This is a genomic window from Arthrobacter sp. Y3224198 (genome assembly GCF_059090025.1).
Map to the genome: position 1 here is coordinate 14,945 of NZ_JBNHFG010000024.1, position 26,111 is coordinate 41,055.

General features: G+C 66.8%; 26 protein-coding genes. 8 read left to right on the forward strand and 18 right to left on the reverse strand.

Annotated elements, in window-relative coordinates; translation table 11 throughout:
• Positions 1-28: 28 nt before the first annotated feature.
• A complete protein-coding gene (locus AC5RUF_RS12505) occupies positions 29-913 on the forward strand; it encodes a 1,4-dihydroxy-2-naphthoate polyprenyltransferase (protein WP_493996743.1) in 885 nt (294 codons plus the stop codon).
• Here AC5RUF_RS12505 and AC5RUF_RS12510 read toward each other — a convergent pair whose 3' ends face one another.
• Complete coding sequence (locus AC5RUF_RS12510; protein WP_494130785.1) at positions 914-1,219, reverse strand: DUF4229 domain-containing protein; 306 nt, start codon at positions 1,217-1,219, stop codon at positions 914-916.
• An 83-nt stretch (positions 1,220-1,302) separates the two neighbouring features.
• On the opposite strand from AC5RUF_RS12510, the gene AC5RUF_RS12515 reads away from it, so the two are divergent.
• On the forward strand, positions 1,303-1,677 hold the full coding sequence (locus AC5RUF_RS12515; RefSeq protein WP_494130786.1) for a PLD nuclease N-terminal domain-containing protein: 375 nt from the start codon (positions 1,303-1,305) through the stop codon (positions 1,675-1,677).
• A 117-nt stretch (positions 1,678-1,794) separates the two neighbouring features.
• Here AC5RUF_RS12515 and ccsB read toward each other — a convergent pair whose 3' ends face one another.
• From ccsB to AC5RUF_RS12540, 5 genes are all read right to left on the reverse strand, one after another.
• On the reverse strand, positions 1,795-2,838 hold the full coding sequence (gene ccsB, locus AC5RUF_RS12520) for a c-type cytochrome biogenesis protein CcsB (protein ID WP_494130787.1): 1,044 nt from the start codon (positions 2,836-2,838) through the stop codon (positions 1,795-1,797).
• The gene (resB, locus tag AC5RUF_RS12525) at positions 2,838-4,598 is read right to left on the reverse strand and encodes a cytochrome c biogenesis protein ResB (RefSeq protein WP_493997181.1); all 1,761 of its coding nucleotides are present in this window, start codon (positions 4,596-4,598) and stop codon (positions 2,838-2,840) included. The genes ccsB and resB overlap by 1 nt, the downstream gene beginning before the upstream one ends.
• A 76-nt stretch (positions 4,599-4,674) precedes the next feature.
• Positions 4,675-5,472 (reverse strand): cytochrome c biogenesis CcdA family protein, encoded by a 798-nt coding sequence (locus tag AC5RUF_RS12530; RefSeq protein WP_493997180.1) that lies wholly within the window; start codon positions 5,470-5,472, stop codon positions 4,675-4,677.
• Positions 5,473-5,477: 5 nt separating this feature from the next.
• The gene (locus AC5RUF_RS12535) at positions 5,478-6,107 is read right to left on the reverse strand and encodes a TlpA family protein disulfide reductase (protein WP_493997179.1); all 630 of its coding nucleotides are present in this window, start codon (positions 6,105-6,107) and stop codon (positions 5,478-5,480) included.
• Positions 6,108-6,166: 59 nt separating this feature from the next.
• Positions 6,167-6,829 carry a histidine phosphatase family protein gene (locus AC5RUF_RS12540; RefSeq protein ID WP_493997178.1) on the reverse strand — a complete coding sequence of 221 codons (663 nt, stop codon included), beginning with the start codon at positions 6,827-6,829 and terminating at the stop codon, positions 6,167-6,169.
• A 159-nt stretch (positions 6,830-6,988) separates the two neighbouring features.
• Between AC5RUF_RS12540 and AC5RUF_RS12545 the strand changes: the two genes are divergently transcribed.
• The 3 genes from AC5RUF_RS12545 to AC5RUF_RS12555 all read left to right on the forward strand — a co-directional run bounded on the left by AC5RUF_RS12545 (position 6,989) and on the right by AC5RUF_RS12555 (position 10,059).
• The gene (locus tag AC5RUF_RS12545; protein WP_493997177.1) at positions 6,989-7,528 is read left to right on the forward strand and encodes a YceI family protein; all 540 of its coding nucleotides are present in this window, start codon (positions 6,989-6,991) and stop codon (positions 7,526-7,528) included.
• Positions 7,529-7,775: 247 nt separating this feature from the next.
• Complete coding sequence (locus AC5RUF_RS12550; protein ID WP_493997176.1) at positions 7,776-8,453, forward strand: hypothetical protein; 678 nt, start codon at positions 7,776-7,778, stop codon at positions 8,451-8,453.
• A gap of 1,126 nt (positions 8,454-9,579) precedes the next feature.
• Complete coding sequence (locus AC5RUF_RS12555; protein ID WP_494130788.1) at positions 9,580-10,059, forward strand: hypothetical protein; 480 nt, start codon at positions 9,580-9,582, stop codon at positions 10,057-10,059.
• Here AC5RUF_RS12555 and AC5RUF_RS12560 read toward each other — a convergent pair.
• Positions 10,056-10,817 carry a redox-sensing transcriptional repressor Rex gene (locus AC5RUF_RS12560; RefSeq protein WP_493997530.1) on the reverse strand — a complete coding sequence of 254 codons (762 nt, stop codon included), beginning with the start codon at positions 10,815-10,817 and terminating at the stop codon, positions 10,056-10,058. The two genes, AC5RUF_RS12555 and AC5RUF_RS12560, sit on opposite strands and share 4 nt — an antisense overlap.
• Before the next feature lie 2 nt (positions 10,818-10,819).
• The gene (locus tag AC5RUF_RS12565; RefSeq protein WP_493997528.1) at positions 10,820-11,071 is read right to left on the reverse strand and encodes a glutaredoxin family protein; all 252 of its coding nucleotides are present in this window, start codon (positions 11,069-11,071) and stop codon (positions 10,820-10,822) included.
• 66 nt (positions 11,072-11,137) lie between these two features.
• Between AC5RUF_RS12565 and AC5RUF_RS12570 the strand changes: the two genes are divergently transcribed.
• Positions 11,138-11,950, forward strand: a complete 813-nt coding sequence (locus AC5RUF_RS12570) for an HAD family hydrolase (protein WP_493997527.1) — start codon at positions 11,138-11,140, stop codon at positions 11,948-11,950.
• A 130-nt stretch (positions 11,951-12,080) separates the two neighbouring features.
• Here AC5RUF_RS12570 and AC5RUF_RS12575 read toward each other — a convergent pair whose 3' ends face one another.
• The 5 genes from AC5RUF_RS12575 to AC5RUF_RS12595 form a co-directional block, all read right to left on the reverse strand.
• The gene (locus AC5RUF_RS12575; RefSeq protein ID WP_003792170.1) at positions 12,081-12,179 is read right to left on the reverse strand and encodes a 30S ribosomal protein bS22; all 99 of its coding nucleotides are present in this window, start codon (positions 12,177-12,179) and stop codon (positions 12,081-12,083) included.
• A gap of 165 nt (positions 12,180-12,344) precedes the next feature.
• Complete coding sequence (locus AC5RUF_RS12580; protein ID WP_493997526.1) at positions 12,345-12,557, reverse strand: helix-turn-helix domain-containing protein; 213 nt, start codon at positions 12,555-12,557, stop codon at positions 12,345-12,347.
• A gap of 176 nt (positions 12,558-12,733) precedes the next feature.
• Entirely contained in the window at positions 12,734-14,074 is a 1,341-nt protein-coding gene (gene gdhA / locus AC5RUF_RS12585) for an NADP-specific glutamate dehydrogenase (protein WP_493997525.1), read from the reverse strand.
• A 105-nt stretch (positions 14,075-14,179) separates the two neighbouring features.
• Positions 14,180-14,659 (reverse strand): ArsR/SmtB family transcription factor, encoded by a 480-nt coding sequence (locus AC5RUF_RS12590; RefSeq protein WP_494130789.1) that lies wholly within the window; start codon positions 14,657-14,659, stop codon positions 14,180-14,182.
• Positions 14,660-14,707: 48 nt separating this feature from the next.
• Positions 14,708-15,886: an acetoin utilization protein AcuC gene (locus AC5RUF_RS12595; protein WP_494130790.1), complete on the reverse strand. Its 1,179-nt coding sequence runs from the start codon at positions 15,884-15,886 to the stop codon at positions 14,708-14,710.
• Between the two features lie 173 nt (positions 15,887-16,059).
• Between AC5RUF_RS12595 and AC5RUF_RS12600 the strand changes: the two genes are divergently transcribed.
• The gene (locus tag AC5RUF_RS12600) at positions 16,060-17,469 is read left to right on the forward strand and encodes a TrkH family potassium uptake protein (protein WP_494130791.1); all 1,410 of its coding nucleotides are present in this window, start codon (positions 16,060-16,062) and stop codon (positions 17,467-17,469) included.
• Between the two features lie 22 nt (positions 17,470-17,491).
• A complete protein-coding gene (locus AC5RUF_RS12605) occupies positions 17,492-18,130 on the forward strand; it encodes a potassium channel family protein (RefSeq protein WP_493997908.1) in 639 nt (212 codons plus the stop codon).
• Between the two features lie 355 nt (positions 18,131-18,485).
• On the opposite strand, the gene proC is transcribed toward AC5RUF_RS12605, so the two are convergent.
• The 5 genes from proC to AC5RUF_RS12630 form a co-directional block, all read right to left on the reverse strand.
• Entirely contained in the window at positions 18,486-19,331 is an 846-nt protein-coding gene (gene proC / locus AC5RUF_RS12610; RefSeq protein ID WP_494130792.1) for a pyrroline-5-carboxylate reductase, read from the reverse strand.
• A gap of 88 nt (positions 19,332-19,419) precedes the next feature.
• A complete protein-coding gene (locus tag AC5RUF_RS12615; protein ID WP_493997191.1) occupies positions 19,420-20,268 on the reverse strand; it encodes a sugar phosphate isomerase/epimerase family protein in 849 nt (282 codons plus the stop codon).
• A gap of 1 nt (position 20,269) precedes the next feature.
• Positions 20,270-21,289, reverse strand: a complete 1,020-nt coding sequence (locus AC5RUF_RS12620; RefSeq protein WP_494130793.1) for a Ppx/GppA family phosphatase — start codon at positions 21,287-21,289, stop codon at positions 20,270-20,272.
• Between the two features lie 27 nt (positions 21,290-21,316).
• Complete coding sequence (topA, locus tag AC5RUF_RS12625) at positions 21,317-24,052, reverse strand: type I DNA topoisomerase (protein WP_493997189.1); 2,736 nt, start codon at positions 24,050-24,052, stop codon at positions 21,317-21,319.
• A gap of 181 nt (positions 24,053-24,233) precedes the next feature.
• Positions 24,234-25,856, reverse strand: coding sequence for a DUF7059 domain-containing protein (locus tag AC5RUF_RS12630; protein WP_494130794.1), 1,623 nt, complete (start codon positions 25,854-25,856; stop codon positions 24,234-24,236).
• Positions 25,857-26,111 lie beyond the last annotated feature (255 nt).

The following is a 26,111-nucleotide window of genomic DNA, read 5'->3' on the forward strand; positions in this document are numbered from 1 at the left end:
ACTCTTCACCGAACTAAGGACTGACACTGTGGCTACAGCCGCCCAATGGATGGAAGGCGCCCGGCCCCGGACGCTGCCGATGGCAGTGGCGCCGGTGATTATCGGTTCCGCCGCCGCCTATGACCTGGGAAGCTTCTCCCCCGCCCGCGCCGTCCTGGCCGCGCTGATTGCCGTGCTGCTCCAGGTCGGCGTGAACTACGCCAACGACTACTCGGACGGCATCCGGGGCACCGACGACAACCGGGTGGGGCCGCTGCGGCTGACCGGATCGCGGCTGGCGACACCCAAGCAGGTCAAGTACGCGGCGTTCGCCTGCTTCGGCGCCGCCATGCTGGCCGGGGTTGTCCTGGTGGTCCTCGCCGGAACCTGGCCGCTGATCCTGGTGGGCGTGGGCTGTGTCGCCGCCGCCTGGGGCTACACCGGAGGCAAGAACCCCTACGGCTACCTGGGCCTGGGCGACGTGTTTGTCTTTGTCTTCTTCGGGCTGGTCGCCACGTTGGGCACCACGTACACGCAGGCCCTGGAAATCAACACCGCAGCGGTCCTCGGCGCCATCAGCACCGGACTCATCGCCATGGCCCTGCTGATGGCCAACAACGTCCGCGACATCCCCACGGACCGCGAAGCGGGCAAGCGCACGCTGGCCGTCCGCCTGGGCGACGGTCCGGCCCGGATCAGCTACGTAATGATGCTGGCCCTGGCGCTGCTGCTGCCGCTGTTTATTGCCGGCAGCTATCCGTGGGTCCTGCTGGTGCTGCTGCTGCTGCCGGCCTGCATCCTGCCGGCCTGGCTGATGCTCACCGGCAAGAAGCGCGGCAGCCTGGTCCCGGTGCTCAAGCACACCGGACTGATCAACCTGGGCTTCAGCGTGCTGTACGGCGCCGGCCTGGTGATCACCCGCCTGCTCGGCTAGCTAGGCGTCCCGCCGGCGGTCTGCGTCCGCTTCCGGCTGGGCGGTGTCCGCCGCGATGCCGTCTTCGGCCGCGGCGTCGTCGAGCTCGGAACGGTTGCGCTTGGGCGCCCGCTCCTCGGTGAAGCGCCGCTGCACCGTACGGGCAGCCTCATCGCGCATGTTGCGGGCGAAGAGATAGGTCACGCACCAGGCCAGCACTGCGGCCACAAGCGCCGAAAGCACAATGCCCAGGCCAAGCCACAAGCTGATCACAAAGAAAACGGCCACCAAACCAAGGCGGAGAGCGGTAAATTTCCAGAAAGCCACGCCTCCATTCTAGGCGGTGGATGCCCGGCCGGTTCCTTCCGTTCCCTGACACCCGCCGGCCGCCCCTCAACTACACTGTTGGTATGCCTCGTCTCGTACTGTTCGGCGTCATCGTTGTCGCTGCCGTGATCATTTACGCCGTTATCGACTGCATCATGTCCCGGGCCGACGAGGTGCGCAGTATCTCCAAGGTTTCCTGGCTGTTCACCATCATCCTGATCCCGGTCCTGGGTGCGCTGCTCTGGTTCCTGTTCGGCCGCCCCACGGGCGGCGCCGGTCCCAGTGAGCCCCGCCGTCGTCCCGCAGCGCCCGACGACGACCCGGAGTTCCTGCGGAACCTCGAGGTCCGCCGGCGCCAGGCGCAGAAGGAAGCCGAGCTCAAGCGCCGCGAAGCCGAACTCCGGGCACGCGAAGAGGGCCGCGGAAAGCAGAACGACGACGGGCTGCCCGGCGCCTGACGCTCCCGCCCGGCCAGACGCTCCCAGCCTGCACAGTCCAACAAAACACAGTCCAGACAGCAAAAGACCCGCCCCTGAAGAATCCGGGGCGGGTCTTTTGGGTTGGACCGGTAGGGCCTACAGGCCGGAGTAGCTGTGCAGTCCGGAGAAGAACACGTTCACGATGCCGAAGTTGAAGATCACGCACAGGTAACCCACAATCGAAAGCCACGCTGCGCGGGTCCCGGTCCAGCCGCGGGTGGCGCGGGCATGGAGATAACCGGCGTAGACCACCCAGATCACGAAGGTCCAGACTTCCTTGGTGTCCCAGCCCCAGTACCGGCCCCAGGCCTGCTCGGCCCAGATGGCGCCGGCCATCAGCGTGAAGGTCCACAGCACGAAGGCGACCGCATTGATGCGATAGGACAGGTTCTCCAGGCTCTGCGCCGAGGGCACAATGTGCATGAAGCGCAGGCGTTCGGGCCGGCCTGCACGGATACGGGACTCGCGGTCGGACTGGAGCAGCTGCAGGACGGACATGGCGAAGGTCAGCGTGAACAACGCTGAAGCAAGCACGGCCACGGACACGTGGATGATCAGCCAGTAGCTCTGCAGGGCGGGCACCAGATGTGCCACCGGGGTGGGGAATCCGATGGTCGCTGCCATCATCATCACCAGGACCAGCCCAAGGACGAACGTGCCCAGGAAGCGCAGGTCGCGCCGGGTCAGCACCAGCAGGAAGACCACGGCCACCACCAGGGCGCCGGTGGTGCAGAATTCGTACATGTTGCCCCACGGCACACGGTGTGCGGCCATACCGCGGCTGATGACGCCGGCGGCGTGGATGGCGGCGGCCAGCACGGTCAGGGCAACGCCCACGCGTGCGGCGTTGCGGCGCGGCCCGGAGTAACCCATCCCGGCGTCGGCGGTCTGCGCCTCCCGGCTGCTTTCCGCATCCCAGTCCCGGGCAATGCCCTTGTCCAGGTCCGCCCCCGCGGCACCGGCAGGAACACTCTGGCGTACGGCCTGCTTCTGCTCAAGCCGGTTCTCCACCGCTTGGATGGTCTTGCTGCTCTTGGCCAGGTCCCAGGCGAAAGCCAGGAAGGCGACCGTGTAGGTGAAGGCCGCGAGCAGCATAAACAACTCGCTATAGCGCGCGAGGTCGTAATCGATGGGGTCCATTACCGGTCCTTACCTGGTTCATCGTTTGATGCGGGGTTGTTCGAAACATGGTCGTTCGATGCGGGAGCGGCGGGGTCGCGCTCTGCCGGGCTGTCGCCTGCCGCGGCGGCGGGCGCGTCGACCCGCTCAACATTTTGTCCTCCTGCGGTGCGCGGCGCCAGCCACTTCTGGGTCAGGAGGCTGCGGATCGCCGCGGACTCGCTGGTCAGACGGGCGTCCTCGCCGCGGGCCAGCAGACCGTATTCCACCATGGTGCGGCCGTCCGGATGCTGTCCGGCACGTACCCAGACCCGGCGCCGGGCCAGGAACAGCGATGCAGCCAGGCCGGAGAGGGACAGGACGGAGAACACCAGCGCGCCGGCCTTGCCCGGGTCGTAGTGGACGTCCAGGGCGGCGTAGCGCTTGAGTCCGTCGAAGGTGATGGAACCCTTGCCGTCGGGCAGCTCGTAGGTCTCGTTGGCGTCCAGCACAATGCCGCCGGCGTCCAGGTCGCGGTTGTTCAGCGGCGTCAGGTCCTCGGTTTCGAGCACGTAGACGTTGGAGGGAACGCCCTCGTCCAGGCCCAGGTCACCGTAGTAGGAGTTCAGGTTCAGCTGCGGTTCCAGCGGATCCGGATCGTAGGAGTAGCTCACTCCGCTGCTGTCCATGGCGGCGCTGGGCAGGAAGAAGCCGACAAAGCCGAGCTGGTCCGGCTTGGCATCGGGTGCCTTGATCACGGCCAGCGAGGTGTATACGCCGTCGGTGGGCACGGCCACCACGGGCCCTTCCAAGGCCACGTTGCCCTCGCCGTCGCGCACCGTCACCATGGGCGCATAACCGTTGCCCACCAGGTAGACCCGGGTGCCGCCGAGCGTCAAAGGCGCGTTGACCTTCAGCTCCTCCTGGCGCGCCTCGGCATCGGGGCCGTCCTTGACGGTCATGTGGGCGGTGAAGTCCAGCGGCTGGCCGAAGTGTGTCTGGGACTCACGGTCAAACTCGACGTCGAACTTGTCCAGGGTCAGCGAGTAGGGGCTGAGCTGGTCCTCGGTGAAGTTGGAGCCGGGGGTGAAGGTGTCGTAGCTGACCAGGGTGTTGACGAAGGACTCACCCTCCACCACGATCTTCTGGCCGCTGTAACCGAACAGGCCGCCCACCGCCACGGAGGCAAGGACGCCGATCAGGCAGGTGTGGAATACCAGGTTGCCCAGTTCCTTGGCGAAGCCGCGCTCGGCTCCCACCGACGGCCGGTCGCCGTCCGCATCCCGGATGTCCACCCGGTAGCCGCGCTTGCGCAGGATCGCGGCGGCGTCCCGGACAGCGTCGGCCGGCGTCACCGTGCCGGCCGGGATGGCCAGGGTTCCGTACTCCGGCATCCGCGACAGCCGGCTGGGGGTGCGCGGCGGCTTGGAGCGCATGGCTTTGAAGTGTGCCTTGGCCCGGGGAATGACGCAGCCGATCAGCGAAATGAACAGCAGCAGGTAGATCGCCGAGAACCAGACCGACGAATAGACGTCGAAGAGCTGGAAGCGGTCCAGCCACGGGCCGGTCCCCGGGTTGTCCTTGATGTACTGCGTGACCACGGAGGGATTGGCGGGGCGCTGCGGGAACAGGGAGCCCGGCACGGCCGCAACGGCGAGCAGCAGCAGGAGGAACAGTGCCGTCTTCATGCTGGTCAGCTGGCCCCAGGCCCAGCGCAGCGTGCCCCACAGGCCAAGTGCCGGCAGCGCGACGTCGTCCCGGCGGCCCTTGGGCGGGCGGGTCTTGGACGGGCGGTCCTTCAGTGCTTTCACGTCATCCGATTCCGGGGTCAAGGTGTTCTCATGGTTCGTCGGGTCTCACTGTCTGTCATGGGCCACATCAGATCGGCAGGGTCACGTTACCCAACCAACCTTGGAGTTGGTTGATCCACAGGTTCCACACACCGGTGATCATCAGCACACCGAGTGCAATCAGCATGCCCCCGCCGAAACGCTGGAGGGCCAGCCGGTGGCGGCGGAAAACGCCCAGGGCACCCATGCCGCGGCGGAAGCCCATGGCAATGAGCAGGAAGGGCAGGCCGAGTCCGAGGCAGTACACGAAGGTCAGCAGTGCCCCCTTGGCTGCGCTGGCGTCACTGCCGGAGAAGGAAAGCAGCTGGACCGCGGAAAGGGTGGGGCCAATGCACGGCGCCCAGCCCAGGCCGAAGGTGATGCCCAGTACCGGCGCACCCCAGAGCCCGGCAGGCGGCTTGGCTTCAATCTTGCGGTCCCGCTGGAACCAGCTCATCCCGCCCATAAAAACAATGCCCAGCAGCACCACCACAACACCCAGGACTTGGGAGATCCATTCCTGCTCGGACCCCTTCAGCCAGGCCCCGAGTTGGCCGATGCCTGCACCCAGGGCGACGAAAACGACGGAAAAGCCCAGCACAAACAGGCCGATGCCCGCGAACATCCGGCCGCGGCGCTGCTTCTGCAGGTCGACGCCGGTCAGTCCGGTGACGTACCCGAGGTATCCCGGCACCAACGGAAGCACGCAGGGTGAGAGGAAGGACACGAGTCCGGCCAGGGCGGCCACCGGGATGGCCAGCAGCACGGAACCGTTCAGGACTGTGTCGGCAAAGGCGTTAGCGGTGGATTCAGCAGCAGGGAGCACCGCAGCGGGGACGAAGGACACGGCCCTTACGCAGCCAGCGCGTCACTGATCAGGGCCTTCAGGGTGCCCTTTTCAGCCAGTCCGAGGATCCGGGCGGCCACGCGGCCCTGCCGGTCCAGTACGAGGGTGGTGGGTACGGCCTGCGGCGGGACGTAGCTGGTCATGGCCAGCAGCACTCCGCCGTCCTTGTCCATGAAGCTGGGGTAGGGAATGTTGAAGTTCCGCTCGAAGGCCTCGGCGGTGGCCTTTTCATCCCGGATGTTCACGCCGTAGAAACGGGCTCCGTCCGGTTCAAAAGTGTTGTGCAGTTCCACCAGGTCAGGGGCTTCCTTCCGGCACGGCGCGCAGGCCGCGTACCAGAAGTTGAGGACCACGACGTCGCCGGCCCAGTCCGCGGAGTTCACTTCGGTGCCGTCAAAGAGGGTGGCGCTGAACTGGACGGCCTCGCCGCGGTCGGCGGGGTCGTATTCGGTGACGGAACCGTCGCCGGCAATGTAGTTCTTGTTGTCTCCGGCGTTCGCCTGCTCGGCCAGCGGGTCATCCGAGGAGCAGCCGGCAACGGTTGCAGCGATGGGGACGCCGAGGGCAAGTCCGGCGCCGAGGCGCAGGAAGGAGCGGCGACCAAGGTCCCCAGCAGGGCTCTGACGGTTCTTCAAGGATTTCCAGCTTTCATCGCGGCAGGACGGAGCCACTTCTACAACGCGTAGTAATTGTATTATGCGCCCGGCACATTTGCTGCCCCGGGCAGCAGGTCCGCGCTGGGCTCGGCGTAGCGCACACCGGTGAGGACGGCGCCGTCGAAGTCCAAGGTGGTCACGGAGGTGAGTGTGCATTCGCGCTGGCGCGGATCGTGCCAGAGCTTCCGCCCTTCGGCAGCCAGCCGGGTGACCCAGATGGGCAGCTGATGGCTGACCAGGATGGCCTCGGCATTGTCCCCGCCCAGTTCCACGGCCCGCAGCCGCGCGTCGTCGACGGCAGCCATGACGCGCGCCACCTGCTTGGCGTACGGCTCGCCCCAGGACGGACGCATGGGGTTGCGCAGCAGGGGCCAGTAGCGCGGGTTGCGCAGCTTGCTCTGGATCCGGGACATTCCCTCGAAGCGGTTTTCTGCCTCCAGGATCCGCTCATCCGTGGTGATCTCCAGTCCCAGGGCCGCTGCAACCGGTGCCGCCGTCTCCTGTGCGCGGGTCAGCGGCGAAGCAACCAGGTGCACCAGGTTTGCACCCTGGCTGCGCTGTTCGGCAAAGTGACCGGCTACGCGGTCCGCCATCTGACGGCCCAGCTCGGACAGATGGAACTCCGGAAGGCGGCCGTAGAGAACCTTGTCCGGGTTGAAGACTTCACCATGGCGGACGAGATGTATGGATGAGCGGGACATGTGTCCCAGTTTCGCAGAGTTGGAGCCAGCCGTTAAATTGTCCGAATCGGCAGACCCAAATAACTTGAACCTTTAACCAAACCGTGCAACACTAAATGCAAATGCATGAACATGCCGGAGGAACCCCTCCCCCGGCACGCTAACAGAAGGAGTTTTCCCATGATCCCCAGCGGTCTCACCACCGGCACCTGGAACTTCGACGCATCGCACAGCGAGGTCGGCTTCACCGTCCGCCACGCTGGCATCAGCAAGGTCCGCGGCAACTTCGACAAGGTCGAAGCCACCCTGACGGTCGGCGAGACCCTGGCCGACACGCGGGCCACCGCCGTCATCGCCGCCGACTCCTTCAACTCCAACGACGCCAACCGCGACGGCCACGTCAAGAGCGCCGACTTCTTCGACGCCGAGCAGTTCCCCGAACTGACGTTCACCGCCACCAGCATCGAGGGCTCCGACTCCACCTACAAGGTGACCGGCGACCTGACGATCAAGGGCACCACCCGCACGGTGGTCCTGGACACCGAATTCAACGGCGTTGCCGTTGATCCGTTCGGCGCCACCCGCTCCGGCTTCTCCGCCAGCACCGTCATCAGCCGCAAGGATTTCGGCCTGACCTGGAACGCTGCGCTGGAAACCGGCGGCGTGCTGGTGGGCGACAAGGTCACCATCAACGTTGAAGCTGCCTTCGTAGCAGCGTAACGGTGAAGAACCCCCAAGCAGCCCCGGCCCGTTTGGTCCGGGGCTGCTTTTTGCCTTCTGCCGGTCCGGCATTTCTCCACCCCGCCCGTGCTTCCGGACCGTGCCCCGGACCGTGCCCCGCCTCTTGCCTTGCGGCAGGCCCTGCCTCCGCAGGCCCTGCCGCGATAGGCTGGTTGCGGGGGGCCGGCGGCTCGTGCCCTGAGGGATCAGTCCGTCCGGCAAGACTCCAACCATCTGGCAGGCGGACATGACTACACCTGAAAACACCCCTGATCCCGGCCGTGACCCGAATCTTCCTCCCGGTCCCGACCCGTACGGATCCTCCAACCAGCCCGGCAGCTCCTCCAGCCAGCCCGGCAGCGGCCCGCGGCCGGAACCTCAGTACGGCCAATACGCTTCCGGGCCGTACGGCTACCAGGCCGCGCAGCCGTCCGGGTATGCCTACCCCGGAGGCATGGGACAGCGCCCGCCAAAGGGTCCGGCACCGCGCGAGGTGGTCATCGGCTCCTGGCTGATCCTGGCCGCGGGTGTCCTGAGCCTGATCAACAACATCATCACCTCCTTTGACCTTCCCTCACTGCTCACCGCCGAAGAGCAGCAGACACTGGCCGATTCCGGCATGGAAGCGACCAACGTGAATTCCTTCCTGGTGAGCTTCGGGATTGTTATTGCCTTCATTGGTTTCGGTTTCTACGTGCTCGTCGCGATCTTTGTCCGGCGGGGGAAGAACTGGGCCCGGATCCTGGGCACCGTTTTTGCGGCCTTCGCACTGATTGGCATCTTCACCATGCTGGGCGCCTACTTCACCTCCCCGCTGAGTTTGATCTCCCTGGTGTCGAGCCTGCTGGGGATCGCAGGGATAGTGATGCTCTACCTTCAGCCGTCCAATCCGTACTTCCGCAGGGCGCCCCTGTACCCGTACTGAGCCGGACCAAAGGGAAGTCCCGCCGGGTTCCCGGCGGGACTTTTCCGTTGGCGCAGCAGGTTCCGCCCCGAAGGGGTCACAGGCAGGTGCGGTCCGCGTAGCGTTGTGTTCTTCCCCGGCAGAAAGCGCCGATTCCCGCTCAGCCGGAGGACGCACGTTACGCCGTGAAGGGACGACCATGGCCGCACTGCTTCCCAACCCCCATTCCCAGAAGCCGCACTCCCCGGCGTCACCCGCCGTTACAGGAACCGGCGCGGAAGCCGGACCACCGGCTCCGGCGCCCCGGCCATCGCCGGGTTCAGCTTGGTTCCGTGAAGGCGTGCATGGGGCATACCGCTGGCTGCGCAGCGGCGTGCTGGCCACACTCTTGTGGATCCGCAGCGGGCTCCTCGGGCTCTACGGTTGGCTGCGCGCCGGCACCGGGGGCGCATACCAATGGCTCCGTACGGGCTGGCTGGGCTTTTATGCCTGGGCCCGGACGGGATGGCTGGAGGGCCGCGCCCTGGTCCGTACCAAGGCGCAGGCTGCCCGGTTGCGAGTCCAGGCCGGAGCACAAGCGACGGCGCGGCAGGCCCGGGCCGGAGCCACCCGGGTCCGAAACGGAGCACACGCAGCCAGCCTCAGAGTCCAGGCCGGGGCACAAGCCACTGCCCGACAGGCCCGAGCCGGCGCTCAAGCTACCCAAGCCGGAGCAGTCCGGGTCCGAAACGGTGCGCACGCCGCCAGCCTCAGGGTCCAGGCCGGAGCCCAAGCCACCACACGACAGGCCCAAGCCGGAGCAGTCCGGGTCCGAAACGGAGCACACGCCGCCAGCCTCAGGGTCCAGGCCGGAGCCCAAGCCACCGCGCGACAGGCCCAAGCCGGAGCAGTCCGGGTCCGAAACGGAGCGCACGCCACCGCGCGACAAGCCCAAGCCGGAGCCGCCCGGGTCCGAAACGGTGCGCACGCAGCCGGGCTCCGGGTCCGTGGATATGCCCGCAGCGCGTACGCGCCTGTGCGGGCAGCAGCCGCAACAACCCGCCAAGGCGCGCAGAGTGCTTATCTCCGGACCCGGGCGGGCACCCGCAGAACGGTTGTGCGGGTGCGTGGCGGAGCACATGCCGCCTCAGCGATGATGTTGAGGTCGGTGCGCACCGTACAGGCGAAACTGCCCAGCCGGACCGGCAACCCTGCCCCGGCCATGGCGGTGGCCTGCATCCTGATTTCCGGTGCCGGGCTGATGAACTTCGGCGGCACCCTTGTCACTGTTTCCCGGCTCCCGGTGCCCGACGCGTTGCCGCCGGCGTTATCCCTGCTCGGGCGGTTTGGGGTGGACACTTCCCTCTATGCAAAAGCCGTGGCGGCAATAGACATTGCCTATGCGCTGGTGGTCCTGGGGTTGGCGCTGCTCCTCGCCGAGACACTTAAGGACCGGCGCCGGTGGGCGCGGATAGCCGCTGCCGTACTGGTGCTGGCGGCGCTCTGTTACGCGCTCGCGGCGGGTACGGGTCTCCAACTGACCGCCGCTGCACTCGCCGCGCTGGGGACGGGCATCACCTTCACCAAGGGGGTCTCCCCCTGGTTCCGTCGCCGGGAGCCGCAGCCGTTGCAGGCCGATCCGGTCTAGCGGGTCAGGCGCGCCCTCGCATCGGAGGCGATCTCCGAAACCTGGGCACGCTGGGCGTGGTAGGCAAGGATCTGCAGTTCCGTGGCCATGTCCACCTTGCGGATCTGGACGTGCGGCGGCGCCTGGAGCACCACGGGGGCAAAACTGAGGATGCTGGTGATGCCGGAAGCAACCAGCCGGTCGCAGAGGTCCTGGGCCACCTCAGCGGGGACGGACAGCACGGCCATGTTCGCCTGTGTCTTCTCCAACACCGTTTCCAGGGATTCCACCGGGCTGATCTTCAGCCAGCCGACTTCCTGGCCAATCACCATCTGGTCCGCATCGAACAACGCAACCACCTCGAACCCCCGGCTGCCGAACCCGGGGTATCCGGCCAGTGCCCGTCCCAGGTTGCCTGCCCCGACTATGGCCACCCGCCAGTTCAGGGTCAGTCCCAGGGCCGCCGAGATCTGCCCGCTCAGATAGGGAACGTCGTAACCCACGCCCCGGGTACCGTAAGAACCCAGATAAGACAGGTCCTTGCGCAGCTTGGGGGAATTGACCCCGGCAGCTTCCGCCAGTTCCTCCGAGGAAACCCGCTCGATCCCGTCGGCCAGCATTGCGGACAGGGCACGAAGGTAGATGGTCAACCGGGCCAGCGACGCCGGTGGGATGCGCCGCTGGCCCCCGGACCCGGCAGCGGCCGGAGCCTGGTCACTGTTGGCGGTTTCCCGTTCCAGTGCGGTCCGTTCGTCGGTGGATCGGGCATCCTCGGGCATCATCATGCCTCCAGCAGCCGCCTGAGGCGCGCCTCATCGATGGTCCAGAAGTCCCGCTGCACACCGTCAATGAAGAGAACCGGTATCTCTTCGCCAAACCGTTCGGCCAGTTCGGGGTATTCCTCGGCATTTTGTTCCTGCCACGGGACACCGAGATCCCCGGTTACGCGTTTGAGCACCAGCCTGGCGTCTTCGCACAGATGGCAGCCCGGTCGGGTCAGGAGGACAACTTCCGGTCCGGCGGTTTCGCTCATATGTCCAAAATAGCGCCAAAGCGTCGGATTTCCGCGCGGAGGCCGGTATTTGCGTAGACTCAAAGCATGCCCCGAGCCACTGCAGTCCGCGCCAACGGAACCCCGGATGCGGTGGGCAGACCCGGCGAAGCAGCCTTCTTCGACGTCGACAACACACTGATGCGTGGAGCGAGCCTGTTCCACGTGGCGCGCAAGATGTACCAGCGCAAGGTATTCACCCTGCGCGAAGCAGCCGGGTTCGCCCGCAAACAGCTGCGTTTTATGATCCAGGGCGAAAACCTCAAGGACGTCCACTCGGTCCGGGATGCCGCGCTGGCCTTCGCTACCGGACTGTCTGCCGAGGACGTGCGTACCCTAGGCGAAGAGGTCTACGACGAGATGATTGTCTCGAAGATCTGGCCCGGAACACGCGCCCTTACCGAACAGCACATGAAATCGGGCCGGCCCGTCTGGCTGGTGACCGGGACCCCGGTGGAAGTCGCCTCGGTGATCGCGTCCCGGCTGAACCTGACGGGAGCGCTGGGTACGGTCAGTGAAGTCACCGACGGGCTGTACACCGGTCGTCTGGTGGGCGAGTTCCTCCATGGGCAGGCCAAGGCCGACGGCGTGCTGGCACTGGCCGCCAAAGAGGGCCTGGTGCTGGAAGACTGCTGGGCCTACAGCGACTCGTATAACGACGTGCCGCTGCTGACCCTGGTGGGGCATCCAGTGGCGATTAACCCGGACGCGCGACTGCGCCGCCACGCCCGTGAACGGAACTGGCCTGTCTATGACTTCCGCTCCGGCCGCAGGGCAGCAACCCTGGGCCTGAAGTCCGCCACCGTAGCCGGTGCGGCCTATGGTCTGTGGCGGGGCTTCTCCTGGGTCCGGGCCCGGTAAATGCCTCAGGCCCGGTAAATACCTCACACCCGTTAAATACCGGAGCCCGCCCATCCGTGAGGACTGGCGGGCTCTGCCGTAGCGGACCGGCGAACTGCACCGGCCGCTGACAGCGGTCGCGAAGAAGTGGTTACTTCTTATTGCGGCGCTGGTGGCGGGTCTTGCGAAGCAGCTTGCGGTGCTTCTTCTTTGCCATACGCTTGCGGCGCTTCTTGATTACTGAACCCACAGAGTCCTCACAAACTTATTAGGAGTCACCGGTGTGCACTCCCTGCAGCCAAGGCTTCAAGGGGCATACACCGGTAGTTACTTGCGACGATTAAAACGTTCCTTAACAGGGTACAGCTTCGGCGCTGTGGGAAATGACAGCGCCGAGGCCGCTGGCGCGGCCTGCTCAGGCGGAGTCCGAACGCCGGTCAATGACGGCGTCGCGGAGCACCTTCTGCACGGCGGACTCCGGCACCCGGTAGGACCGGCCAAAGCGCACGGCCGGCAGCTCGCCGGAGTGCACCAGCCGGTACACCGTCATTTTGGACACGCGCATGACATCGGCGACTTCCGACACCGTCAGAAACCGCACATCCGAGAAGTTGCCCTCGTCTGCCATTTATTCCTGTTCCTTTGCTCATTAGCTGCCGCTCCCGCAGCCCGGCATTGGGGAACACCAGAGCTGAAAGACATCGCGTGCATCACACGGATGGCCCCGTTTGTCCCTACTGTAGTGGCTGGAGTAACCATAGTGGAAGTTCTTTCTCCGCTACGGCCTCCGATCACCCCGAACCGCTAGATGACGCCCTGCGCCAGCATCGCGTCCGCCACCTTCACAAACCCGCTGATGTTGGCCCCCACCACGTAGTCGCCCGGCGCCCCGTACTCCTCCGCGGTGCGCGCGCAACGCTCGTGGATGTTCACCATGATCTCGGTGAGCCGCCGTTCCGTATGCTCGAAGGACCAGGAATCGCGGCTGGCGTTCTGCTGCATTTCCAAGGCGGAAGTCGCCACTCCTCCGGCGTTGGCGGCCTTGCCCGGCCCGAAGAGCACGCCGGCATCGCGGAACGCGGAAATGGCTGCCGGGGTGCACGGCATATTTGCGCCCTCCGCCACCGCCCGGACTCCGGACTTGATCAGGGCCAGGGCGTCGGCCTCGTCCAGTTCGTTCTGCGTGGCGCAGGGCAGGGCGACGCCGGCACCCGCGTCCCAGACGGAACCGCCCTCCACATAGTTCACAGTGTGCCCGCGGCGCTGCGCGTACTCGGAGATGCGCCCGCGCTCGGTTTCCTTGATCTGCCGCAGCAGCGGGACGTCAATGCCCTTTTCGTCCACCACGTAGCCGGAGGAGTCGGAGCAGGCCACCACCGTGGCGCCGAGCATCTGCGCCTTGTCGATGGCGTTGATGGCCACGTTGCCCGAACCCGAGACGATCACGCGCTGGCCGTCCAGGCTCATGCCCTTGGTCTTGAGCATTTCCTCCACGAACATCACCGCGCCGTAGCCGGTGGCTTCGGGCCGGACCAGCGAGCCACCCCAGCTCACGCCCTTGCCGGTAAGCACCCCGGACTCGTAACGGTTGGTGATCCGCTTGTACTGGCCGAACAGGTAGCCGATCTCCCGTCCGCCCACGCCGATGTCGCCGGCAGGCACGTCGGTGTACTCGCCGATGTGCCGGTACAGCTCGGTCATGAAGGACTGGCAGAAACGCATCACCTCCGCGTCGGATTTTCCGCGCGGATCAAAGTCGGAGCCGCCCTTGCCGCCGCCGATCGGCATGCCGGTCAGGGCGTTCTTGAAGATCTGCTCAAATCCGAGGAACTTGATGATGCCGAGGTAGACGGAGGGGTGGAACCGCAGTCCGCCCTTGTAGGGGCCCAGCGCAGAGTTGAACTCCACCCGGAAACCGCGGTTGATCCGGACCTGCCCTTTGTCATCGACCCAGGGCACACGGAAGATGATTTGGCGCTCCGGTTCGCAGATCCTTTGCAGGATGGCAGCCTCGGCGAACTCGGGGTGCTTGCGCAGCACCGGGGCCAGGGAGTCGAAAACTTCGACCACTGCCTGATGGAATTCCGTTTCCCCGGGATTGCGGCGGAAAACGTCGTCCCGCACGCGTGTCAGTACACGTTCCATATGCTGCTGCTCCTTTTGCGTCGCGTCCCCCGGTCCCCACTACGCTAGTCCGCACCCGCCGCGGGCGCGATGCGGCACGTAATGAACCGGCGTGAAAGGCCCCGGCTAGGGGCGGCGGCGGCGGAACTTGGGCAGCTGGCCGAAAAGGTCGGCCGCACGCTCTGCGGCGCGCCCAACCGTACGGCCAAGGTTCTGCACCCCGGCGTCCAGGGGCAGGGGCCGCGCCTCGGCGGCGCCGGGCACCAGGGCACCGGCGGCGGCAGCGGCTGCGGTGCTGCGTCCGGCGCCCACGGAGGCCAGACGGGGTGTCTGCGCATTCAGGGAAGGCAGCTCGAATGCCCGCAGCCAGAGGACCAGTTCCTCGAGGGGTGCGGACTGCAGTGAGTAGTAGCGGCGCTGCCCTTCGGCGCGCATGGAGACGAGACCTGCATCACGGAGCACCTTCAGGTGCTTGGATACGGTGGGCTGGCTGACCTCGAGTTCCTCCACCAGCGTCCCCACCGATTTATCGCCGGTGCGCAGCGCACCGAGGATCTCACGGCGCGTGCCTTCCGCGATTACAGCAAATACATCGTCACAAACCATGGATTCAGCCTAACCGCATCAGCGGGCGCGGGCATCTTCGGGCCGGGGCTAGTCAAACCACGGATCAAGCCCGTGCAGGGGGAAAAGCTCCTTGCGGGTGGCCATTACCGTGCGGTCAATCCCGTCATTGGGGTCATACCCCACCTCCCAGGAACGCCACCACAGATCCACTCCGTCCCCCATGGTGTCGGTGCATTTCACCCCGTGCTTTTCCAGCACGTAGTCCCGCCAGGCCGCCGGGACCGGTGTGGACGGGCGGATCCGGCCGTTGGCGGCAACGGACATCAGCAGGGACCAGGACCGGGGAACCACGGAGGCGACGTTGTACCCCCCGCCGCCGGTGGCGATCCAGCGGCCTTCGCAGAGCCGGCCGGCCAGGTCGCTGATGGTCAGGGCAGCCTGGCGCTGGGCCTCCACGCTGGTCCTCAGCCCGGTCAGCGGATCATCCTTGTGGCTGTCGCAGCCATGCTGGCTGACAATCACTTCCGGGGCAAAGGCTTCCGTCAGCTGGGGCACCACGGCATGGAAGGCCCGCAGCCAGCCGGCGTCGTTGGTGCCGGACGGCAGGGCAATGTTCACTGCCGTGCCTTCGGCACCCTTGCCGCCGGTTTCATTGGCGAAGCCTGTCCCGGGGAACAGGGTCAGGCCGCTTTCGTGCAGGGAGATGGTCATCACCCGAGGATCGTCCCAGAAGATGTTCTGCGTTCCGTCGCCGTGGTGGGCGTCGACGTCGATGTACACCACCCGCTGCACGCCCTTGGCCAGCAGCCGGGCAACGGCGGCCGCGGCGTCGTTATAGATGCAGAACCCGGCTGCCTTCTCAGGGCCGGCGTGGTGCATTCCCCCGGAGAAGTTCACGGCATGCAGCACGCTGCCGGAGAGCACGGCATCGGCAGCGGCCAGGGAACCGCCCACCAGCCGGGCACTTGCCTCATGCATTCCGGCGAAGGCCGGAGTGTCCTCGGTCCCCAGGCCCATGGCCTCGTTGCAGTCCGCGGGATCGGCGCTGGCGGCCTGCACCGCACTGACGTAGTCGTAGCTGTGCACGGTCAGCAGGTCCGCCGCGGCCGCGACGTAGGGCTCGGCAAGCCGGACCCCTTCGACGTCGAACAGGCCGAGCTCGCGGGCCAGCCGCGCCGTGAGGTCCAGGCGGTCCGGGCTCATGGGGTGGCCCGGCCCGAAGCTGTAGGCCAGCAGGGATTCGTCCCAGACAATGCACGTGGGCATAACAGGGAGGCTGAGCCCGGAACTGATCATGCAGACAGGGTACGCGATCAGGGGGTTACCCTGATATTGGTGTCCGCGCCCAGCTGCCGGATGAGAAGCTTTACCGCTGTGCTGGAAATATTTTCTGTGCTCAATCATCCGCGGACAAGAACGGGAACTGGAACAAAGAGACAATGGCACTCCCTCGGCAGCCACTTTTGCAATCGAAACAGCGCACCGAGCGCTCGTTCATTGCCGGCATCCGCGACTTCGTGGACAACATGGTCAGCGGCCGTCCGGCTCGGCTGGCCCTCACCGTCTTCACCCTGGTCATCCTGCTTTTCACCGCCCTTTTGAGCCTGCCTGTGGCGTCCAGCAGCGGCGAGGCCACTCCCCTGCACGATGCCCTTTTCACTGCGGTGTCCGCAGTCTGCGTCACCGGACTGACCGTGGTCTCCACCGCCACGTACTGGTCCGCGTTCGGCCAGGTGATGATCCTGATCGCCATCCAGGTGGGCGGCCTGGGCATCCTCACCCTCGCCTCACTGCTGGCCCTGGCCGTGAACAAGCGGCTGGGCGTGCGCGGCAAGCTGCTGGCCCAGGAAAGCATGAACACCGGCCGGCTGGGCGAAGTGGGCCACCTGCTGCGGATTGTCTTCAGTACCGCCGTCGTCATTGAACTGGCGCTGGCAGCTGTCATGGCCCCGCGCTTTATGATTTTGGGCGAATCTTTTGGGCAGGCGGTGTGGCATGCCGTCTTCTACTCCATCTCCGCCTTCAACAACGCCGGCTTCACCCCGCACTCCGACGGCCTGGTGCCCTACGAAGAGGACCTGTGGATCCTGGTTCCGCTGATGCTGGGGGTGTTCATCGGATCGCTGGGCTTCCCTGTGATCATGGTCCTGCTCAGCACCCGCCACCGGATCCGCAAGTGGAACCTGCACACCAAGCTCACCGTCCTGGTCTCCCTTATCCTGCTGGTGGTGGGCGCGGTGGTCTGGGGTGCGTTCGAATGGTTCAACACCCGCACCATCGCCGACCTCTCCGTCCCGGACAAAATCATCCATGCCATCTTCGCCTCCGTGATGACCCGCTCCGGCGGCTTCAACCTGGTCTCCATGTCCGACCTCGACTCGAGCACGCTGCTCGTCACCGACATGCTGATGTTCGCCGGCGGCGGCTCGGCGTCGACCGCCGGCGGCATCAAGGTCACCACCATTGCCGTACTGTTCCTGGCCGTTGTGGCCGAGGCCCGCGGCGACTCGGACGTTCGGGCCTTCGGCCGGACCATCCCGCAAAGCGCCATGCGCGTGGCCATCTCCGTGACCATCCTGGGCGCCACCCTGGTTGCGGTGGCCACCCTGGCCCTGCTGGTCATCACCAACGAAACGCTGCAGCCGGTACTGTTCGAAGTGATTTCGGCCTTCGCCACCGTGGGGCTGAGCACCGGCCTGAGCGAGGTACTGCCACCGTCGGGCAAGTACGTGCTCTCCCTGCTGATGTTCGCCGGCCGCGTCGGCACCATTACCCTTGCCGCGGCCCTGGCCGTGCGCCAGCGCAACACCCTGTACCACTTCCCTGAAGAAAGGCCGATCATTGGCTGACAGACCCGCCCACAACGCTCCGGTGCTCGTTATCGGACTGGGCCGTTTCGGTGCCGCCACCGCCGAACAGCTGGTCCGGCAGGGCCGCGAAGTCCTCGCCGTGGAACGCGACCCCGCCCTGGTCCAGAAGGCCTCCAGCATCCTCACCCACGTGGTGCAGGCGGACGCGACCAACATCGAAGCGCTCAAGCAACTCGGCGCGGAGGACTTTTCCGCAGCCGTCGTCGGCGTGGGCACCTCGATCGAATCCAGCGTGCTGATCACTGTGAACCTGGTGGACCTGGGCATTGAGCATCTGTGGGTCAAGGCCATCACGCCGGCACACGGCAAGATCCTCACCCGGATCGGCGCCAACCACGTCATTTACCCCGAGGCCGACGCCGGCCGGCGCGCCGCGCACCTGGTGGGCGGACGGATGCTGGACTTCATCGAGTTCGACGACGGCTTCGCGATTGTGAAGATGTACCCGCCCAAGGAAACCCAGGGCTTCACCCTCGGCGAGGCCAATGTGCGGGCCAAGTACGGCGTGACCGTGGTGGGCGTGAAATCGCCGGGCGAGGACTTCACCTATGCGCAGCCGGACACCAAGGTCTCCAGCCGCGACACCCTGATTGTGGCCGGGCACGTGGATCTGCTCGAACGGTTCGCCGCGCGGCCGTAGGCGTTGCCGGCTGTCCGGGCCTCCGGGGCGGGGCGGGTTCCGGGTGTCCCCGGGTGACGGGCCTCCGGGTGGGTTCCGGGCGGGTTCCGGGTGTCCCCGGTGACGGGCCTCCGTGTGGGTTCCGGGCGGGTTCCGGGTGTCCCCGGGTGGCGGGCCTCCGGGCCCGGCTCCGGCGGCAACGAAATTCCTTGCTCGCAGAGCTCGCGGAATATTAAAGCCGCCTCCGCCGGGCCCTGCAGCCCTCGCGCAACGCGCCGGGCCCTACGACCCTCCCGTAGCAGCACTCGCGCCCGCCTCCTCCGCCTGGCCCGGCGGCCGCTGCACCGTCTGCGCGACAGGTTCCCGGGGCCGGGTCCTACTTGGAGAGTTGGGCGGTGATTTCCTGGGCGCGGGCCGCCGCAGCATGGGCGCCCGCTTCGATGATGCCCGGGAGACCGTGCTGGTCGAAGGCAGCGATGGCCGCTTCCGTGGTGCCGTTGGGGCTGGTGACCGCACGCCGCAGGGCGCTGGCGTCGGCGTCGGGCTCGGCCAGCATGTACCCGGCACCGGCCACGGTTTCACGCGCCAGGAGGGCGGACAGGTCCGAATCCAGGCCCAGTTCGACGCCGGCACGGGCCATTGCCTCCGCCAGGTAGAACGCGTAGGCGGGGCCGGACCCGCTGACCGCGGAGACTGCGTCCACCTGCTCCTCCGGCACCTCGACCACCGTGCCGGTAGCCGAAAGGACCCGGCGGGCCAGGTCCATTGCCTCTTGTCCGGCATGGGTTCCGGCGGAAATCGATACCACGCCGCGGCCCAGCCGGGACGGGGTGTTGGGCATGGACCGGATGACCGGCTGACCTGCAGGGAGCAGGGATTCCATCAGGGACAGCGGTACCGCAGCGGCCACACTGAGCACCACGGCTCCGGCGGGCAGCGCGTCGGCCACCTGCCGCAGCAGGTCCGCCACGCCTACTGGCTTGACGCCCACAATCACCAGGTCGGCTCCGGCCACCGCCTTCCGGTTGGCCTCTGCGTCGTCACCCTCGGCAAGCACGGTGATGCCGTGGGCCGCACGCAGCTCTACCGCCCGTTCGGGCCGCCGGACGGTGGCCGTGACCTGCCCGGCAGGCAGGCCGCCGGCGAGGATGCCGCCGAGGATGGCTTCGTTCATCGAGCCGCAGCCAAGGAATGTCAGTCGGGGATTCTGTGCGCTGTCCATGGCTTCGATTCTGTCACGGCGGACCGCAGTCCCGGTCAGCGAGTCCCGGTCAGCGCGACGCCGGATCTGACGCAGCGTCCCTATGCCGTCAACGCTGCACCAGCGGCGCCTTGGGCCGGAGATGCTCGCGGGCAAAGTCCAGCGTCTGCTTCAACTGCTCTTCGCGTTCTCCGGCCACCTTGGTCTTGCGGGTGCTGACCTCAATGGCCACCACACCCTTGAAACCGGACCCCGCCAGGTAGGAAAGTGCCTCGGCGCAGCGCTGTGTGCCTTCACCCGGCAGCAGGTGCTCGTCCTTGCCGTTGGGGGTTCCGTCCGTAAGGTGCACATGGCTGAGCCGGTCCCCGAGCTTGCGGATCTGTTCGAAGGAATCCATCCCGGCAATGGCCGCGTGGGAGAAATCCCAGGTGACGTGTTCATAGGGTTCCGGAACCGGGTTCCAGTGCGGCAGGTAGGCCTTGGCCTCCCGACCACGCACCCGCCACGGATACATGTTCTCCACCGCGATAGTGACCCCGTATTGCTCGGCAATGGCCTGAACGCCCTCGGCGAAGTTTTCGGCATAGCCGGTCTGCCAGCGGAACGGCGGGTGGGCCACCACGGTGGAGGCCCCCACCTCCGCCGCCATGGCCGCCGACAACTCGATCTTGGTCCAGGCCTTGCCCCAGACCTGCTGGGTCAGCAAGAGCGTGGGGGCATGGATGGCGAGGATGGGCTGCTGGTACCGCTCGCTCAGGTCCCGCAGGGTGTCCGGGTTCTGGCTGATCGCGCTGTTGGTCACCATGACTTCGACGCCGTCGTACCCGAGGTCGTGCGCCACGGCAAAGGCGTCATGCACCGACAGCGGATAGACCGAGGCGCTGGACAGGGCCACCGGGATGTCGACGGCCGGTGCGGGCAGCGGCTCGGCGGAAGACGGGACAGGGGACGGACTCATATCAGCTGGGCTTTCCGTTCGGGGAGGCAGCTCCGGCGGGTACGAGGAATTCCTCGCCGTCCGCGGGACTGCTGGGAAGTTCGCCGGTGGTTTCGAATCTCAGGGTGTCGAAGCGCCGCAGGATCAGCCCCTCACGCAGAGCCCAGGGGCAGATCTTCACCACCGGAATGTCAAAGGCTTCCATGGCGGCCTGCGCCACCAGGGCCCCCGCCAGCATCTGCGGAGCCCGCAGCGCGGAGACTCCGTCCAACCCGGCGCGGTCCTTGGAGCTCATGGCGCCCAGCCGCTTGGTCCACAGCGACAGATCATCCAGGGTCAGCTGCCGGGGCACAAAGGGCCCGGCGGCCGACGGCGCGGCTCCGGCAATGCGGGCAAGGGAACGGAAGGTCTTGGAGGTTCCGGTGACCAGGTCCGGACGTCCCACGGCTCCGAACTCCTCAGCGGTCTCCCGCACCAGCCCGCGAATGTACTTGCCCAGCTTCTTGACGCTTTTCGGGGTGGGCGGGTCCTCGGCCAGCCAGTCCCGCGTCAGCCGCCCGGCCCCGAGGGGCAGGGACCGGGCAATGGCTGGCAGCTCGTCCGGGCCCATGGCCATTTCGAAGGATCCCCCGCCGATGTCGAGGTCCAGGATGGACCCGGCCCCCCATCCGTACCAGCGCCGGGCGGCGAGGAACGTCATCGCGGCTTCGTCTCCCCCGGACAGTTCCTCCAGCTGTACCGGTGTTTCCCGGTGCACCCGGGCCAGGACCTCGGTGCCGTTGGCGGATTCCCGGACGGCGGACGTGGAAAACGCCAGCAGGTCCTGGGCGCCGTGCCGCCGGGCGAAGTCCCACGCCTCGTTGACGAACCCGATCAGCTCGTCCTGGCCGGCGTCGCTGATGGCCCCGTCGGCATCCAGGTAGGACACCAGCTGCAGGGGCCGCTTGTGCGAGGCGAAAGGAGCCGGACGGGCACCGGGGTGCGCGTCCACCAGCAACAGGTGGACGGTATTGGACCCGATGTCGAGGACGCCTAGGCGCATGTTCCCATTATGGCTCTATCCCGTTCCCTACTTCTTTGCCGCAGCCTTCTTGGGGGCTGCACGCTTACGCACGGGCTTCTTGGCCGGGCCCTTCGCCCGCTTCTCCGCCAGCAGCTCGATCGCCTGCTCGCGGGTCAGCTCCTCAATGGCTGTGGACCGCGGCACGGTGATGTTCGTGATGCCGTCCGTGATGTAGGGACCAAACCGGCCGTCCTTCACCACAATGGGCTTCTCCGAGACCGGGTCGGTGCCGAACTCCGCCAACGGTGCCGCTGCCTGACGGCCGCCGCGCTGCTTGGGCTGGGAGTAGATCTCCAGCGCCTGCTCCAGGGTGATCGTGAAGATCTCCTCTTCCGAGCCGATGGAACGCGAGTCGGTGCCCTTTTTCAGGTACGGACCGAAGCGGCCGTTCTGCACGGTGATCTCGTTGCCCTCGGCGTCGGTACCCAGGACGCGCGGCAGTTTCATCAGCTTCAGCGCCTCTTCCAGGGTGACCGTTTCCACGCTCATGGACTTGAACAGCGAGCCGGTGCGCGGCTTGACCTTGACCGGCTTCTTCGGCGGCTTCGGCTTGCCGTTCTTGTAGTACTCCACCGGCTGGTTGGCCAGTTCCTCTTCCGTGGGCTCCGGGATCAGCTCGATCACGTACGGGCCGTAGCGGCCGTTGCGGGCCACGATGGTCCGTCCGGTCTCCGGATCGGTGCCGAGCACCCGTTCCTCGGGCGCGGCGGTCTCCATCAGTTCGATGGCCTTTTCGGCGGTCAGCTCGTCGGGAGCCAGGTCCTCGGGCACGTTGGCCCGCTCCGGCTCGGTGCCTTCCGGGGCGTCGGCGGGCAGCGGACGCTCCAGGTAGGGGCCGAACTTGCCCACGCGGAGCATGATCCCGTCGGCAATCTCGATGGAGTTGATGGCCTTGGCATCGATCTCGCCCAGGTCATTAACGATGGTGTGGAGGCCGGTTTCAACGCGGTCGCCGTAGTAGAACCGGTTCAGCCACTCCACGCGTCCGGCCTCGCCGCGGGCAATGCGGTCCAGGTCCTCTTCGAGTTCGGCGGTGAAGTCGTAGTCCACGTAGTCCGTGAAGTGCTCCTCCAGCAGGCGGACCACGGAGAACGCAATCCAGCTGGGCACCAGTGCCTGGCCGCGGCTGGTGACGTAGCCCCGGTCCATGATGGTGGAGATGGTGGCGGCATAGGTGGACGGGCGGCCGATGCCAAGCTCTTCGAGCATCTTCACCAGCGACGCTTCGGTGTACCGCGGCGGCGGGGAGGTCTCGTGCCCGCCGGCGGCAATGTCGGCAGCCGTCAGCCGGTCCTCGGCCTTCAGCACCGGCAGGCGTGCACCCTCGGTGCCCTCGGCCTCGTCGTCCTCGCGTACGGCGTCGCGCCCCTCTTCATAGGCGGCCATAAAACCGCGGAAGGTGATGACCGTACCGGAGGCCGAGAACTCGGCGTCGCGGCCGTCCGCGGCCACGGCACCGAGCCGCACGGAGGCGGTGGAGCCCTTGGCGTCCGCCATCTGGGAGGCGACGGTACGCTTCCAGATCAGCTCGTACAGCCGGAACTCGTCGCCGCGAAGCGAGGAAGCCACCTGGGCGGGGGTGCGGAAGGAGTCGCCCGCGGGCCGGATGGCTTCGTGCGCTTCCTGGGCGTTCTTGGACTTGCCCTTGTAGACGCGCCGGGCCTCCGGCACGTACTCGGGTCCGTAGAGTTCCGAGGCCTGCCGGCGGGCGGCGTTGATCGCCTGGTCCGACAGTGCCGGAGAGTCCGTACGCATATAGGTGATGTAGCCGTTTTCATACAGCCGCTGGGCCACCTGCATGGTGACCCGCGAGGAGAACCGCAGCTTGCGGCCTGCCTCCTGCTGCAGGGTGGAGGTGGTGAACGGCGCGGCCGGACGGCGGGTGTAGGGCTTGGTGTCCACGGAACGGACGGTGAACGCCGCCGCTTCCAGGCCGGCGGCCAGGGACACTGCCGAGGCTTCATCCAGGTGGACGGCAGTCTTGGACTTCAGGACACCGCGGTCGGTGAAATCCTTGCCGGTGGCCACACGGGCTCCGTCCACGGAGACCAGCCGGGCCTTGAACTTTTCCGCTGCCTCGGTGGCGAAGGTACCCACGAGGTCCCAGTACGACGCCGCGCGGAACGCCATGCGCTCACGCTCGCGTTCCACCACCAGGCGGGTGGCGACGGACTGCACGCGGCCGGCGGACAGGCCGCGGGCCACCTTGCGCCACAGCACCGGGGAGATTTCGTAGCCGTAGAGGCGGTCCAGGATGCGCCGGGTCTCCTGGGCATCCACCATGGCCACGTCGACGTCGCGCATCTCCTGGAGCGCCCGCTGGATGGCTTCGCGGGTGATTTCGGGGAAGGTCAGCCGGTGAACGGGGACCTTCGGCTTGAGTACCTGCAGCAGGTGCCAGGCAATGGCTTCGCCTTCGCGGTCACCGTCAGTTGCGAGGTAAAGCTCGTCGGCGTCCTTCAGGGCAGCCTTGAGCTCGGCCACCTTCTTCTTTTTGTCCGCGGACACCACGTAATAGGGCTCGAAGTCCTTGTCGAGGTCCACGGCGAACTTGCCCACAGCTGTCTTTTTCAGCTCGGCGGGCAGGTCGGAGGGCTGCGGAAGATCGCGGATGTGCCCCATCGACGCCGTCACCTCGAAGCCTTCGCCGAGGTATCCGGCGATGGTCTTGCCCTTGGCCGGAGACTCGACAATTACAAGCTTCTTCTTGCCGGTCTTCTTGTCCGTTGCCTTAACTGGCACTGTTCTCCTACGTAACGGGTATCAAATGATTGGGGCCGGTTCTTATCCGGCTGTCCGGTGCATCCACGCTCCGGGCATTCGCTGTCCGGCTTCATCCACAGACAGTATGCGCGATGCCCCAGCACTAGGGTAACCATAAAGCACGGCGCGCACTGATCTGTTCCCAGGATCGGCCGGGAGCCTACCTGTACAGCGGAACGAGGAAGCCGTCCTCCACCAGATTACGCACTTCCCCGATCAGGCTTGCGCCGAATTCGGAATCGGAACGGTCCAGCAGCGCCGCCAGCGCCGAGGTAATCTGCCCGACGGACAGCTCACCGTCGCAGGCTGAAACGAAACCGGTGAGCTCCGTGCTCATGAGGTTGGTCCGGCGCAGCCCGGCGCCCTGCCGGAGCAGGATCACACCGGGATGCTCGGCTCCGGGCCGCTGGTGGCGTTCCTCGGTGACGTCGTCGGCCACGGTCAGATGGGCGGACGCCAGGTCGGTGCGGGTGCTCACCCAGTCGAAGCGGCGGACCGCTGCCTCCAGGTGCGGGCCCATGGGCTGTTCCACGGGGTGGGTGATTTCCTCGAACCGCCGCAGCGGTTCGGCGTCCGGCTTACGCCGCCGGCGCAACCAGAGTGAGCCGAATCCCACAGAACCCACGTTGCGGGAAGCGAAGTCCTGCAGGTACCCGGCGTACGCGGCGGCGTATTCCCCGCCGTCCCTGCCCTGCGCGGCGTCCCGCAGCCACATTTCGGCGTACTCCGCGGGGGTCAGCGTCTCGCGCTGGATGACCCATGCGTCGGTGCCTCCGGGCACCCACTGCTGGATCCGCGCGGACCAATTCTCCTCTTCTCCGGCCGGGATCTCCCAGTTGCCCAGCATCTGCGCCGTGCCGCCGGGGCGCAGCACCTCCCCAAGCCCGGAGACCAACGCGGAGACAATGCCGTCCCCGGCCATCCCGCCGTCCCGGTAAGTGAACCGGTCGCTTTCAGTCTCGGTCCCGGTCCGCGGAGTGATCACGAAGGGCGGGTTGGAGACCGCCAGGTCGAATTTCTCACCGGCCACCGGCTCCAGCAGGCTGCCCAGACGCAGGCTGAACCGTTCGTCGGGCTGGTCCGGGTCAATGTCCAGCTGGGTGGCGTTGAGCATCAGGTTGAACCGGGCGAACCCCAGGGCGCGTTCGGAAATGTCCGTGGCGGTGACGTGGTCCGCGTGTCGCAACAGGTGGAAGGTCTGGATACCGCAGCCCGTGCCGAGGTCCAGGGCGCGGTCCACGGGTACGCGCACCGTGAGCTGCGCAAGGCTCAGGGACGCCTGGCCGATACCCAGGACATGGTCGCGGCGCAGCACACCGGGACGCTGGTGGCTGCCCAGATCGCTGGCCACCCAGAGATCGCCGTTCGGGTTTCCCTCGGTGCCGGCGGCGCCGTCGTCGGCACCGTACGGGCGCAGGTCCACGGCGGCACGGAAGGTGCCGAAGATGCGTCCGCGTTCAATGAGTCCCAGTTCCAGCAGGCCTTCGGTGCCGGTGCGGGGCAGCGCCGCGTCCAACTGGGCACGCTCCACTGTTTCGCCCAGCAGCCAGAGCAATACCGGCAGCGCCACGCGACGCGGCTCGGCGGCCTCCGCTTCGGCACGGCAGGCCAGCAGGGCGGGCACCAGCTGGTCCCGCTGCAGGGCCGCCGATGCCTCCTCGCCCAGCAGCCCGGCCACACCGTCCACGGTGTACCCGGCCTCCCCCAGATCGGCGGCGAGGGCCTTCAGCAGCCAGGTATCCGTGCTGCGCGGCGCGGCGGGAACATTTGAGAAATCACTCACAATCCCAGTCTATGGCCGTACCGGCCGTGGTCCGCGCAGGCGGAGAAACCCCGGCGGTCGGGAACGGCCTGCTGCCCGCCGGCAGGTACGGCGGTCGGGAACGGCGGTCCGGGAATGGTGGACGGCGGCCCGGCTTGCCGCCCGCGGAGAAACCCCGGCGGTCGGGTACGGCGGTCCGGGAATGGTGGACGGCGGCCCGGCTTGCCGCCCGGCGTACGGGTACGGCGGTCCGGGAATGGTGGACGGCGGCCCGGC